Origin of the sequence: Mycobacterium decipiens, from assembly GCF_963853665.1 — a bacterium.
Classification (GTDB): Bacteria; Actinomycetota; Actinomycetes; order Mycobacteriales; family Mycobacteriaceae; genus Mycobacterium; species Mycobacterium decipiens.
Genome location: NZ_OY970459.1, coordinates 4,742,390 through 4,755,914 on the forward strand (window position 1 = coordinate 4,742,390; position 13,525 = coordinate 4,755,914).

A 13,525-nucleotide genomic window follows, 5' to 3' on the forward strand; every position below is an offset into this window, starting at 1 on the left:
CCCAACGCAGCTACCGGCGTCGCCTGGACGATTGTCGTGGCGTCAAAGTCCGCGAAGAACGCACGGCCGAACCAGCGGTGGCCTCACGAATGTACTGCCCGATCTGCCGCAACGACCGGGTCGCTTCGGGCACCACCGGCGCGGCAAGTTGGAAAAGATGAGCCTGACCGGGCCAAACCCGTACCTCGGCGGACACCCCGGCCGCCGCTAACTTGCCAGCACCCAACTGCGCGTCATGCAGCAAAACCTCAGCACCCGAAACATGAATAAGCATCCGCGGCAGATCGGAATCGATATGGTCCAACGGCTCATAGAGCTCTTCGGGCTTGCCGTCCACCGGATTACGGGCAGCCGCCGCCCCGATCCAGGCCGCCAAGCCATCGAACGCCCGCGCCGAAAACATCGCATCGGTCCCAATATTGGGATGGGCCAGCTTGGGCCCCTTGGCCAACTGCAGCAACGGGGACATCGCCACCAACGCCGCCGGCCTCTCACCATCCACCCGCAGCCGCTGCGCCAGCGCCAACGCCAGATAACCACCCGCGGAGTCACCGGCCACCACAATCTGATCCGGCTCATACCCCCGAGCCCGCAACCACCGGTAGCCATCATGACAATCATCAAGAGCCATCCCCAGCGAATGCTTAGGAATCAACCGGTAATTGACCACCAACACCGGCGCATCAGCGAACTCCGACAACGCGGCGACGATCCTGCTATGCGAATTCGCCCCACACATCACGAACGCACCGCCATGCAAATACAGCACCACCCGCCCGCGACCATCCGCACGGCGCACACCCGGCGCACGCACCAACTGCGCACCGACCTCCGGCAACTCAACGGCCTCCCGGACCGTACCCGGCCCCGGTCGCACAACCCGGCACACGAAATCGACGAACCCCAACGGCAACGGCAGCGGCGACAAACAACTGCCCACCGTCATCACCGGCTTAAGCGTCATTCGCGACGCCAACGCCGCCAACCGACCCGCAACACTAGGACCGGACTCAGTAATCTCGACGGGAGAGTGAAGAAGCGATTGATCTACCGCAAATCTCGCAGCTCTCGACAAACGCTTTCCTTTACGTCGCGACTCACGCGAGACGCAGCTCACTTTCCGCGCCTCGCCTCTATCAGCCATTCGGTGGCGCGAACTGCAACAGCCTAACGGCGCCACGCAGAATGAGAACGAGCCGGGGACGCTGGGCGCCCTGGCTCGAACTGTCTATAGATAGACAATCAAGCCCACCTTGAAGTGGGCAGATGTGTAGCTGAGAGTTGGCTGTACGTCGTTTTTGCAGGCAATTTTGGCTGATGAGCCGCGCCAATTCGGCCGCTGCTGGTGGTGACCACGCGGCACGGGGTGTTCGCCCTCCCAGCACACTGCCGGTCATCGGCAGCACTCGCCTGCGCCGGAACCGCCGAAACCACGATCCGAACCGTTCGGCACTACCGCACCATCAGCATTCCAAGCCCCCCGGGGCCCTTCGGTCAACGGCTACCTTGACGCACCCGCAGGATGCCCGGGAGGTTGCTGTGCGCATTTTTGTTAAAACATTTTTGACATGCCGTGCCATATTCTGCGACGCGTCGCGGTGCCCATAGCCTGGGGCCAAATCGCCCAACGATGGCCATGCAATGAGACAAGCTGCCCGCGGCACCGAGCCGCCCGCGACGCGGATTGTGCAAAATGTCCAGTGCGACGCGAAAGACGCAACAATATTGCTTCTTTTGGTGGGTTATCAATTTGATATTCACCTGGTACCTTGCTGCGATGTGCGCTGGACTCAGTCATCGGTGGCGATCGTCGCTGCGACGCTATTGTTATGCGGCAGTGCGAGTTTCGCGGGGGCGGCGCATGCCGACGGCGACTTCGACTCGGAGGGCGACCAAAGCCAGTACGAGGAGTTTTACCACCCGCCTGACCCGCTGCCGCCTGGCCGTCCCGGGGACCTGATACGCACCGAGCCGTCCCGGTTGGTGCTTGAGCCGTCCGGGCAGCTGGGCGCGATCATGGCAACGGGCACTCGAATCATGTACCGCAGCACCGATTCCCGCGGAAATCCGATCGCGGTAACTGGCACGTACTTTGAGCCTGACAATCCCTGGCCGGGAAACGGACCGCGGCCGCTGGTCAGCTATGCAGCCGGCACCCAGGGCCAGGGTGATCAGTGTGCACCGTCTCGAATGTTCAACCAGGGCATCCATTGGTCGCCATGGCTCGACTTCATGGCGAATTACGAGGAGACCTTCATCGCGACGATGGTGGCCCGCGGTTTCGCCGTCGTCATGACCGACTATGAGGGACTGGGCACACCCGGCGTGCACACCTACGTGAACCGGCTGGCCGAGGGCCAAGCTGTGCTCGATGCCGCGCGCGCCGCCCAGCGGCTACCCGGGACGTCGCTGGACCCGGCCGGCCCCGTCGCGTTCTGGGGCTATTCGCAAGGCGGTGGCGCGACCGCCTCGGCGGCCGAACTCGCCCCCACCTACGCCCCGGAACTGAATGTGGTGGGCACCTATGCGGGCGCACCCCCAGCGAACCTGGCTGAAATGCTGCCGTACTTGGACGGCAACGCGATGGTGGGCGTGGTCGGCTATGTGATCAACGGCTTTATCTATGCCTACCCGGAGTGGGCGGAGGCGATTCACGACCGGATGACCCCGCGCGGTGAGGATGTACTGGCCAAAACGCGGCACCAGTGTGCTGGCGAAACCGGCCTCAAGTTCATGTTTCGGCATCTTCGCGGCTACTTCACCGAAGACGTGGGCCAGCTGGCCGCCGAGCAGCCGTTCAAGACCTTGTTTGACATGCAGCGGATCGGTCGCCTCAAACCGAATGCACCGGTATTGATCGACATCAATCGGTATGACCCCTTGGTGCCGTGGACGCAGGCCAATCAGCTCGGCCGCGATTGGTGCGATCAGGGCGCCAACGTCGAGTTCTGGACAAACGAGCAGCCACCCTTCCTCAACAAGACTTCGGCCAACCATGTGCTGACGATGTGGGTCGAGGGCGAGCGCGGAATGCAGTGGATGGCCGACCGATTCAACGGGGTTCCCGCCATATCCACTTGCGGCCATTTCTAAGCCAGCGGCCCACCAACTGCAGATGGCGACGCATCTCGTCATCGTCGATGGCCAAACCGGCGCGGCGTCGGTGCGCACACCTCGGGGCCGGCATCGTCGCATCGCGCCACCCAGAGCCGGCCACGACGGCCCGCTCGTGCAGCGTCCCTACAAACGCGCGCAAGCTATAGATGGACCGCCGACGTGTTTGAGTGCGTGAATATTTCACCGAATTCGGCGAGCAGGCAACGTCGATCGTCCCGGCCGAGCAGCGCGTGAATCCCAGCGCGATCGCGAGAAGCGAGAGCCGGTGACCACGTGACCGTCCGCGTTGAGTGCCACCCCGGCGGGCGCCGCACGAGCGACCAGCTGAAGTGCCGCGGCTGCTGCCGTCCGTTGGTTGGCCGGAAGCAGGCTCAAGGGCTGCGTGCCGTTCGGGTACTCGAAGCTTTGGACCTGGGGCGCTGCAGAGCTCGCAGGGATTCGGCGTTGGCATAGCCCACACGCGTGGCGATCTGGTCGATCGTGAGATCTGTGGTGCGACGAAGGTATTCGGCTCGTTCGACCCTCAGTCCGCGAACGACGTCGAGGGGGCTCAGTCCTAGCACCTTGCGGGTGCGTCGTTCCAGGGATCGCCGGCTGGTTCCGATGGCACGCACAGCGCGTGCGATTTCCATGGGCTGGTCAAGGTTTTGCCGGACGTAACGCTCGAACGCCAGCACGATTGGGTCGCTGTGGTCTAGGTGGTCGCACATGACGGACGCTACCTGGGATGGACGTTCATCGATGAGAAGTAGCCGGGCGACGTGGTGGGCTAGGTTGACCGAAACGCCACGCAGGATGGACAGGGCTAGGTCGATGTGTGCGAATGCCGCCCCAGCGGTTATGAAGGGACCATCCGCGACGACCATGGCGTCGAAGTCGATAGCCACGGCTGGAAAGCGCGTCCGGAACGGTTGAGCGAGAAACCATGTGGTGGTAGCACGCCGTCCGTCCAGCATCCCCGTTTCTGCCAGGGTGAACACACCGGTGCAGGCCGCGGCCAAGCGGGCGCGGCCTGGGTCCACGGTTCGAAGCGCGCCAACGATACGCTGCCCGGCTTTACTGGCAAGGGCCGATTCGGTGGTTGGCCCTGTGATCGTGCCCAGAGCAGGCACAATCACGATGTCGAGATCGGCCAACTCCGACAAGGTCCGCGTCGCGTTGATCGTCATCCCGGCCGTGCCCGTAACACTGCGCCGTGACGCCGCCACTTCTACCGTTATGGCCACGATTGACGAATCGATCTGCGATCGGATGGCCTCGGCGGTCTCGAAGATGTCAATCATCGATGCGACCGCCGAGGCGAAGCATCCCTCCTGCGCCACGATTCCGATCTTCATGGCGCAAACAGTAGTAAAAGAGCCGCATAAGCCGGTGTTTAGCCGCGTTCACCGCTCCTACTGTTGCTAGGGCGCCGCCTGGTGCGGCACGAAACCCGATAGGAGCAGCCATGCTAGCCGAACAAATCACACCCACCGTGTCCCTCGTCGTCCAGCTCGTGGCTAAGCCCGAGACCGCTGATGAAGTCCACACCTTCCTCGCCGAGGCCGTCGAGCTTGCCAACCAGGAACGGGGCACCATTGTCTGGTTCGCGCTGCGAACCGACCAAACGACCTTTTGGATCGTTGACGCCTTTTGCTCCGACCGTGACCGGCAGGCCCATCTGGACGGCCCGATCGCGGCGGCCCTGCTGGCCAACGCCGCACGCCTACTAGACGCGCCACCGGCCATTCTTCCCGCCGAAGTCCTCGCCGCCAAGCTGCCTCGTTGACCCAGGTCGCTGCATAGTCGCGGAGCGGGCCGGTGTTGGGTAGGCCCGCTCCGAGCACACGAATGGTCACCCTTAGGATTGCGGACAGATGCAGTTTGTCGGATGATCGGTGCTACGACCTACTCGATAAAGCGTTGCGGCGCACTGAAATCAGACGACATCGTCGCAGGCTCACAACCCTGTGGCCGATGAACCTCCCCAGCATGACCGCCTATGCGATCCACCCCAAAATGCCTCAGAACGCGCACTTTTCCTTCGGAAACACCCGCAACGCGGTCTGGGTGCTTAGATGCGGCCGCCCGCACTCAACGGAGTCACGCCCGGTTCGAGCTCTGGCCTGCTTGCATCGACGCGATCCATTTTGCGCATGGCCGTCCTGGTTGTGCTATCCGGCGGCCGGCGGGCGTGGCATCACGAAACGCCGTGCCGCGACCCGGAACACACTGGAGATCGCATTGCCGTCAGCCGGACGCGACGCCGCCCCCATCGGCAACCCACCCAACAACTGTCCCGTCCCGATCGCGCCACTGCCGCCGGTTGGCGGCAAGGCGCGGACCGCCGGTGCGCCTGCCTGATTCTCCGCTTCCCAGGCCTGGGGCACCGATAGCTTGCCGACCAAGGCCGCCTCGCCCAAGCTCCCAGCCACCCCCGAAACGCCAAGGCCAGATGCGCCCAGCCCACCGCTCAGGGCTGACCCCAGCGCGGCAGCCTCGCTTTGGACCGCACTTTCGACAGCGCCGGCCGCCGCGGGCGCCATCCCCTTCAGTAATGAGCTCATCGTGTTGGTCATCGAAACACCGGAGTTGAGCATCGAAACATGGTTGCTGAGCATCGACACCACGCTGCTCAGCGGCGAAAAGTGCGGCGAGATGGTAGTCCACGCACTCGCCAAACTCGATAGCATTCCCCCCGGCGCGGGAGCCACCGCCCCCGCCGCCCCGGCCGCCCCGGGAACTGGCGGGGGCGGCGGGGCTTGCGGGGTTGGCACGGGCTGGGCAAGTTCCTCCAGCGCCACCGAAACCCGAGACATAATCTGCTGTGCCGCAGCGACGTCGACGGCTTCTTCGACCGAGGCGATCTCGCCGAGCCAGCCCGCCGGGTTAGTGGTCTCGGGCGCCTCCTCGAACGGCGTCAGCACCGACGCCGCCGCTGCCGAACCCGCATAGTCATACATCGCGGTGGCGCATTGAAGCCACATCTCGATGTACTCCACCTCCGTCTCGGCGATCGCCTCGAGGTTTTGCCCGAAGAAATTTGTAACGATCAGCACCTGCAACTGCGCGCGGTTCGCGGCAATCACCGGCGGGGGCACCATTAGCCCGAACGCCGTCTCGTAGGCGGCCGCCCCGGCGCTCAACTGGATCCCGGCCACTTCAACGTTCGCCGCAGTGACGTTGAGCCACACCAAATACCGCGCGGCCGCGCTCGCCATCAACGCCGACGACGGACCCATCCACGGCCCAGCGACTAGTCCCGCGATCACCGCCTGATACTGCGCCGCCGCGGCGTACAGATCGGCGGCCAGCCTGCTCCAGACCGCCGCAACAGCGCGCAGCGTGCTCGCGCCAGGACCGCAATACATTAGGCCGGAATTGGTTTCCGGTGGTCGCGCCCCAAAATCCGGCATCTCGCATCACCCCGTCATCGACTTGTGGCAGTGCGCTTCGGCCCCCGGCTACTTGTCCTGCCGTCAAGACCGGGATCGGCGGCACGCCGAACCACACCGGTGGTGCACACGACCGCCGCGTCGCGGTCGCTCGCCGTCCAGCCCACGCCCGCAGCTTTGGCGGCTGCTGCCGTCAGTGCTTTCAGGTGCGTCTTCACAACGAACCCACGCGCTTCCTCCTTGAGCGGCAACCATTGGGCCTTTGACAGGCGACATCGATCTACGCCCCGTTGGCCGGGCCATACAGCAGTAATACTGAACGGTTTGCGTGTGCGTTGCCTGCGTCAGAACACCCCACAAATTTGATTCGATAGAGCAAAGTGTGCGATACCGAGCCGGTTCAGCCGGCGAGTGTGCAAAAGGTCCCACTAACGGCCAAGGATGGGGCAAAGTGACTACATTCAGCCGGCGGAATCGGCTGGCGGACAATGGGCAACGACGACGCGACTACCCGGGCACGCCGCACCACGACCGAACTCACCACCACCTTTACCGACAACCCGCAGGCTGCCCGACAAACTCCGTAGCAACAGCCCCCACGAGCCCGACCGCAGAACTACCGGATCGCGGCGCGGCCGGAGCACTTACCAATACAGGAGCCACCGTCCTTCGATGGGCGTCGAAAGACTCGGCACCGACTTCAGCCAAGGAGTCGACGTAACCAACACCCCCACCGATAGAAACCGGCAACACGATCGGCGGCGCGATTGCAGCGATGACAGGAGAACTCCCTAGAACGGGCAGAAAAAGAATGGTTCGGTTGTCGTCAGGAAAAGGAACATCATCGCCAACGTATAGAAAACGTTGTAGGGCAGGAAGTCCAGCACGCCAAGTAGAACCCACCACAGAAACGCCAGTAGGTCCTCGAACCCGTACACCAGGGCTGCGATACGTTCCGTGATCCAGTCCCAGATGCCGCCGATTGCCGCGGCACCGGTGGTGGCGGGGCGGGACGGGACTGTGCGCCGGGTCTTAAGAGTATTGGTGCTGGCGTGGTGCGTGGCGCCGAGGCCAATGCCGTGTCTGAGATCTGTTGGTAGATGCGCAGGTGGGAACCTCATAGCTTTCAGCACTTCGGCCCTGCCAAGCGCCGACCTGCACTGCGCCCAGCGTGGCAGTGAGTTCGGCTGCCACCAAGGCGTATTCAGAGCTCAGCGATCTCCACGCTGCGGCTGCGACCAACAGGGATGTTTGCCCCGGACCGTTGCCGAGCAGGGCCGAATGCACCTCCGGCGGAACCGCCGCCCAAACGGGTGCCGTCATCACGAACCGGCCGAAACAGGTATGCCGTCCCGGCTGCGCATCACGTGCCGGATGACCAACGCCGGACTCACCAACACTGATACCGGAACGACCAAGCTCCGCGATCCCATCAGCGGCCACCCACAACATCACATGTCTTCCTCTACCCATTCACGGAAACAGCCGAGAGTTGCTGTCAAGCTGAGCTATTCGCTGCGCGACGTCATGCCGCGTATTCATCTCGGCCACTCACGACATGCCGTGGTTCAACGAAATCTGTTCCAAAAAATCGACATTCGAGATCAAGCTCTACTGCAGAGCTACTTTTCCAGAGTGAATTGGTTGCAGTCGATATAGCCCACCCGGAACGCTTTGGCGCAACCGGTCAAGAACTTCATGTATCGCTCGTAGACCTCGTCGGACTGGATCGCGATGGCCTCGTCCTTGCGCGCCTCTAGACCTTCGGCCCACAGGTCTAGGGTCTTGGCGAAGTCGGACTGTAGTGACTGGATGCGGGTCACGCTGAAACCTGCCGTGGCCGAATGTTCCTCGATGGTTTCGATCATCGGCAACCGGCCGCCTGGGAAGATGTCGGTCACGATGAACCTGATGAATTTGGCCATCTCCATCGTCAAAGGTATGCCGCGCTCGATGACCTGCCTTGGGTGCAAACCGGTGATCACGTGCAGCAGCATCACACCGTCATCCGGCATGGCGTCATAGGCGAACTTGAAGAAGTCGCCGTATCGTTCGAAGCCGAAGTGCTCCAACGCTTCGACGGTGACGATCCGGTCGACCGGCTCACTGAACTCTGCCCAATCACACAAGAGGACCCGGCGGGAACGGTTGGTGTCGAGTCCGTCCAACACCTCTTGGCAACGAGCATGCTGGTTCTTCGACAGCGTCAGCCCCACGACGTTGACGTCGTACTTCTCGATGGCGCGCTTCATCGTCGAGCCCCAGCCACAGCCGACGTCCAGCAGCGTCATTCCCGGCTGTAGCCCCAGCTTGCCCAGCGTCAGGTCCAGCTTTGCCAGCTGGGCTTCCTGCAATGTCATGTCATCGCGTTCGAAGTAGGCACAGCTGTAGGTGCGCGTTGGGTCTTGGAACAGCGCAAAAAACTCGTCCGAAAGATCGTAATGCGCCCGAACATTGTCTACATTGGCCTGCGCGACAATTGAGCCCGTGGAACTGCCAGACATGGATCCTCCTATAGGGGTAGTACTTCGGGCAAAGCCCAGATTTGGGCCGGTAGCCGCGCCAACACCACCCCGGCACCCATACAGGAGCGGGCGTATGGCCAACTGATGATTCGTTAAAAGTGGATCGAATTGTAGCGAAATCGCTGCCGTGACGACGAAACGGCTAGTTCTCGCTCAATGCACTTCAGAAGCTCCAGAGTTTTCAATAGTTCTTCTTCGATGTACTTTAGAAGTTCCAGAGCTTTGACCGAGTTGAAGCAAGGAAAGGCGATTCCATGTTCAGGGCCAATCGGTTCATCGGACGTCACCCAACATAGCGTATCCGCGATGAATTTGACCATATTCACTGGCCCATTGCCCTTCCCAAATACAGCACTCATCGCAGTCACTTCAATCGATGGAACAGGAAGCCGGACGACCCCTCTTTAGGCCTCCGACGTGGAACAACTAATGTATCACTCATACACAGTGCGGAGAGGAAAGTCCAGCTTGTGCGCGATAGGTTACACAGATCACAGTCTCGCATGGCTGTTTCTGTAAAGAATGTTGACATGACACGTGCAACTTACGAACACTGCTTCCGATAAGAAGAATCTATCGGCGACAGCGCAGTTTGTTGCATTTGTAGCACCGGGTCGAAGCGAATTGTGCACATTGACACAGTGCCCGCCCGGGGTGAGGACAATTTGTCTCGTCGTACCCCGCTTGATGGGGCACATTTTCCAGCCGATGCTGGGCGTATACGCACCCGCTACGTTTACCGGTTCTTGCTGCCGCGCAGTATTCCGTGCGCGTCTGTGGCCGACCTCGGGCTGGCCAGTCGCGTCGGCCTCTCGAGACCGCGCAACGGCGTTTGCTTGCCCAACTCCCACCACAGCTGTTCATCGGCATCGCTGGCCCGCACCGCGTCGGCCGAAGCCACGATCCGGCATGGGTAGGACTTGGCCAGTTCGCACAACCGGGCGGCCGTGTTGACCGGCTCACCGACGACGGTGTACTCGAATCGTTCAGCGGCACCCACGTTGCCGGCCAGCACCGTTCCAGCCGAGACCCCGATCGCGGCCAGGCATTCGGGGACCTCCTCGGCGAGCCGTTCGGCGACGGCACGAGCAGTGGCCAGCGCATCGGTTTCCGGAGAATCAGACCACACCGGGGCGCCGAAGACCACCAACGTCCCGTCGCCCTGGAACTTGTTTATCAGGCCGTTGCGGCGGTCGACCTCCGCGACGATGGCCGCAAAGAACCGGTTGAGCAGCCCGACAACCTCGGCGGGAGGTCGAGTCGTCACCAAACCCGTGGAGCCGATGATGTCGACGAAAAGCACTGCCACATGGCGTTCTTCACCGCCAAGTTCGATTTGTTGTTCCTCGGCCGCAGCGGCGACCTCGCGCCCGACGTGGCGGCCGAACAGATCCCGGATGCGTTCTCGCTGCCGCAACCCCTCCACCATTGCGTTGAACCCACGTTGCAGCTCGCCAAGCTCGGTGCCGTCGAATACCGCCAACTGGCATTCCAAATCACCGGCTTCCACTTGTCGTAGGCCCGCATGCACCAAGCGAACCGACGTCGCGGTCAGCCAACCAGCGAGCAGGTTCGACGCGAACCCGAACCCGAACGCCGCCAACGTCAGCAGGATCACCGCAAGCCCGAGTTCAGTGATCGTCATGTCCCGTCGAGACAGGGCGTACGCAACAGCCATAATGATGGCGATCAACGGCACACCCGAACCCAACAACCACGACACGGTGGCACGGCCCATAACGCCGGGTATAAGACGTCGGCCCGGTCGCCCGGCCCCTAGCGCTACGGCGGCCGCCGGCCGCAGCATCAACTCGGCGAAGAAGTAGCAACTCGCCGACAACAGAATGCCGCTGAAACTGATCCCGAAGACGAACTTCGGCACGTAGCGATAACTCACACTGCCGTACAGCACCGCGAACAGGACGGTGCCGATCGCCCACATCGCCCCCGGAACCAGCGTCAAACGCCACGGTGCACGGAAGGCATTGCGTTGATCCCTAACAGTCAGCGGCTGATCGTCAGTCTGCCAACGCAATTCGTCAAGGATGCGTTTCGTCATCCAGGTCCAACCCACCACGATGGCGGCTGCGATGTATACGGGGGCGACCTCCTCGGAAATCCATGCCACGCTCGGGTCGAACACATCGGGCTCCGGAATCGCCACGGTGACTAAGAGCAGCACCACGCCGACCCCAATCAGGTTCGAGACCGTCACGAAGCCGAACAACACCGGGCGGGTGATGGGCTTGTTGTCACGCGGCACCACCGCGCTACGGACAATCCGCCGAATGTTCATGATCAGTGCACAGCCCGGCCCGGCCAACCGGCCGATGCCAACACAGGCTGAACGGCCTGCCCGGCCGGCGGAATATTCGAAAGCCACGCTGGGCGTCTTTCCGTCCCTAAAATGGTGGTGCTCCTATCGCTACATCGTCCACTAATCCGCACAGCCCGCAATTGGGCGGCAACGAATTTCGGGGGAATCTGCTGCGAGTGCGTCGTCGCCAGGCGCCGAAGATCCTGCATTAGAAAGTGGCCCGCCAACCACCGGTCCCGTCCATACTACGGCTCCTCGTAGACCCTACCGTGGCATGGGGCGGCCCCGTGGAAAGCACCGCTCACGATCCACCAATGCGAAATTGGCGGCAACCTTGACCATCTCGTTCGCAGAGCGATTATCGGCTCGGCGCCGCTGCCAACCGGCATCCTTGCCCGTTGGGCGACTCGGCGCCCAACGCAGCTACCGGCGTCGCCTGGACGATTGTCGTGCCGTCAAAGTCCGCGAAGAACGCACGGCCGAACCAGCGGTGGCCTCACGAATGTACTGCCCGATCTGCCGCAACGACCGGGTCGCTTCGGGCACCACCGGCGCGGCAAGTTGGAAAAGATGAGCCTGACCGGGCCAAACCCGTACCTCGGCGGACACCCCGGCCGCCGCTAACTTGCCAGCACCCAACTGCGCGTCATGCAGCAAAACCTCAGCACCCGAAACATGAATAAGCATCCGCGGCAGATCGGAATCGATATGGTCCAACGGCTCATAGAGCTCTTCGGGCTTGCCGTCCACCGGATTACGGGCAGCCGCCGCCCCGATCCAGGCCGCCAAGCCATCGAACGCCCGAGCCGAAAACATCGCATCGGTCCCAATATTGGGATGGGCCAGCTTGGGCCCCTTGGCCAACTGCAGCAACGGGGACATCGCCACCAACGCCGCCGGCCTCTCACCATCCACCCGCAGCCGCTGCGCCAGCGCCAACGCCAGATAACCACCCGCGGAGTCACCGGCCACCACAATCTGATCCGGCTCATACCCCCGAGCCCGCAACCACCGGTAGCCATCATGACAATCATCAAGAGCCATCCCCAGCGAATGCTTAGGAATCAACCGGTAATTGACCACCAACACCGGCGCATCAGCGAACTCCGACAACGCGGCGACGATCCTGCTATGCGAATTCGCCCCACACATCACGAACGCACCGCCATGCAAATACAGCACCACCCGCCCGCGACCATCCGCACGGCGCACACCCGGCGCACGCACCAACTGCGCACCGACCTCCGGCAACTCAACGGCCTCCCGGACCGTACCCGGCCCCGGTCGCACAACCCGGCACACGAAATCGACGAACCCCAACGGCAACGGCAGCGGCGACAAACAACTGCCCACCGTCATCACCGGCTTAAGCGTCATTCGCGACGCCAACGCCGCCAACCGACCCGCAACACTAGGACCGGACTCAGTAATCTCGACGGGAACTTCATGTTGGTACGGAGTGGATCTCGAGCATCCTGACGGTTGCACCGGCCCGCTAGCTCCGCCATCCGATGAGATCTTGGGCGGACGCCGGCGCACTGACCGCGCGAGCGAAATTCGAGAGGATTTTCGCGCAACTGCTATGGCGCCCGACACGCACTTTTCGTCGACTTAGCCATTTACACGAGGCAGACCGCGCTTCATGTACCTTGCTCCTATTGACCATGCGCCTTCCAGGGTTCAGTTCTTGAGTTCATCCCGGTGGTCCGAACTTCAATAAGCCAACGATGCCGCACAGAATTGAAACGAGCTGGGTACGCCAGATGCGCGTTCCCGAACTGCCTGTAGCTACACAATCACGGCACAACTTGAAAGCGCACAGGCATATCACTGAGAGTCTGCTGTACGCGCATTGTAAAGTTTCTTGACAACTCGGGTTCGCCCCGGTGGCGCAGCGCGCCGCCGCCACTGCGATGCGGCGTGCGGCCTCAAGCGATCATCACGACCGAGCGACCAGCCCACACCACCCCTGCGACGCGAGTGATCCCGATCCGAAGATGGCATTACCCCTATCGCTTTCTCAATATTTGAGCCCACCGCGCGGGTTATACGGCAAATGATCTGAACAAATTCGCGGCGGGCGCCGCCTGACGCTAATATGCCTGGCAAAATAGCGGCCCTCACAGTGCCTGGTTCCTGCCGGACTGCGTCACTTTATATGCCCAGTCGTGGCACAACTCACAATCGCGAAA

General features: G+C 62.2%; 9 protein-coding genes and 1 pseudogene. 2 read left to right on the top strand and 8 right to left on the bottom strand.

Going from position 1 to position 13,525, the window contains the following annotated elements:
* Positions 1-10: 10 nt before the first annotated feature.
* Positions 11-1,144 carry an alpha/beta hydrolase gene (locus AADZ55_RS20840; protein ID WP_119184904.1) on the bottom strand — a complete coding sequence of 378 codons (1,134 nt, stop codon included), beginning with the start codon at positions 1,142-1,144 and terminating at the stop codon, positions 11-13.
* Between the two features lie 656 nt (positions 1,145-1,800).
* Here AADZ55_RS20840 and AADZ55_RS20845 point away from each other — a divergent pair.
* On the top strand, positions 1,801-3,093 hold the full coding sequence (locus AADZ55_RS20845; RefSeq protein ID WP_423202409.1) for a lipase family protein: 1,293 nt from the start codon (positions 1,801-1,803) through the stop codon (positions 3,091-3,093).
* A gap of 395 nt (positions 3,094-3,488) precedes the next feature.
* On the opposite strand, the gene AADZ55_RS20850 is transcribed toward AADZ55_RS20845, so the two are convergent.
* Positions 3,489-4,454, bottom strand: a complete 966-nt coding sequence (locus AADZ55_RS20850; protein ID WP_085324155.1) for a GlxA family transcriptional regulator — start codon at positions 4,452-4,454, stop codon at positions 3,489-3,491.
* A 110-nt stretch (positions 4,455-4,564) separates the two neighbouring features.
* On the opposite strand from AADZ55_RS20850, the gene AADZ55_RS20855 reads away from it, so the two are divergent.
* Positions 4,565-4,885, top strand: a complete 321-nt coding sequence (locus AADZ55_RS20855) for a putative quinol monooxygenase (protein WP_085324154.1) — start codon at positions 4,565-4,567, stop codon at positions 4,883-4,885.
* A 385-nt stretch (positions 4,886-5,270) separates the two neighbouring features.
* On the opposite strand, the gene AADZ55_RS20860 is transcribed toward AADZ55_RS20855, so the two are convergent.
* The 6 genes and pseudogenes from AADZ55_RS20860 to AADZ55_RS20885 form a co-directional block, all read right to left on the bottom strand.
* On the bottom strand, positions 5,271-6,512 hold the full coding sequence (locus AADZ55_RS20860) for a PPE family protein (protein ID WP_085324153.1): 1,242 nt from the start codon (positions 6,510-6,512) through the stop codon (positions 5,271-5,273).
* A 770-nt stretch (positions 6,513-7,282) separates the two neighbouring features.
* Positions 7,283-7,612 carry a hypothetical protein gene (locus AADZ55_RS20865; protein ID WP_165759342.1) on the bottom strand — a complete coding sequence of 110 codons (330 nt, stop codon included), beginning with the start codon at positions 7,610-7,612 and terminating at the stop codon, positions 7,283-7,285.
* Positions 7,611-7,814: pseudogene (locus tag AADZ55_RS20870) on the bottom strand (PPE domain-containing protein); the annotation flags it as partial. The gene AADZ55_RS20865 and the pseudogene AADZ55_RS20870, both read right to left, overlap by 2 nt.
* Positions 7,815-8,113: 299 nt before the next feature.
* Entirely contained in the window at positions 8,114-8,995 is an 882-nt protein-coding gene (gene mmaA3, locus AADZ55_RS20875; RefSeq protein ID WP_085324152.1) for a methoxy mycolic acid synthase MmaA3, read from the bottom strand.
* 757 nt (positions 8,996-9,752) lie between these two features.
* Positions 9,753-11,399 carry an adenylate/guanylate cyclase domain-containing protein gene (locus AADZ55_RS20880; RefSeq protein WP_242670016.1) on the bottom strand — a complete coding sequence of 549 codons (1,647 nt, stop codon included), beginning with the start codon at positions 11,397-11,399 and terminating at the stop codon, positions 9,753-9,755.
* Positions 11,400-11,756: 357 nt separating this feature from the next.
* A complete protein-coding gene (locus AADZ55_RS20885; protein WP_242670015.1) occupies positions 11,757-12,821 on the bottom strand; it encodes an alpha/beta hydrolase in 1,065 nt (354 codons plus the stop codon).
* Between the last annotated feature and the right edge of the window lie 704 nt (positions 12,822-13,525).

Excerpts from the sequence above, each read along its gene's own strand:
- AADZ55_RS20865 (WP_165759342.1), bottom strand. The coding sequence starts at position 7,612 with ATGAGGTTCCCACCTGCGCATCTACCAACAGATCTCAGACACGGCATT.
- AADZ55_RS20840 (WP_119184904.1), bottom strand. The coding sequence starts at position 1,144 with ATGGCTGATAGAGGCGAGGCGCGGAAAGTGAGCTGCGTCTCGCGTGAG.
- AADZ55_RS20860 (WP_085324153.1), bottom strand. The coding sequence starts at position 6,512 with ATGCCGGATTTTGGGGCGCGACCACCGGAAACCAATTCCGGCCTAATG.
- AADZ55_RS20850 (WP_085324155.1), bottom strand. The coding sequence starts at position 4,454 with ATGAAGATCGGAATCGTGGCGCAGGAGGGATGCTTCGCCTCGGCGGTC.
- AADZ55_RS20855 (WP_085324154.1), top strand. The coding sequence starts at position 4,565 with ATGCTAGCCGAACAAATCACACCCACCGTGTCCCTCGTCGTCCAGCTC.
- mmaA3 (WP_085324152.1), bottom strand. The coding sequence starts at position 8,995 with ATGTCTGGCAGTTCCACGGGCTCAATTGTCGCGCAGGCCAATGTAGAC.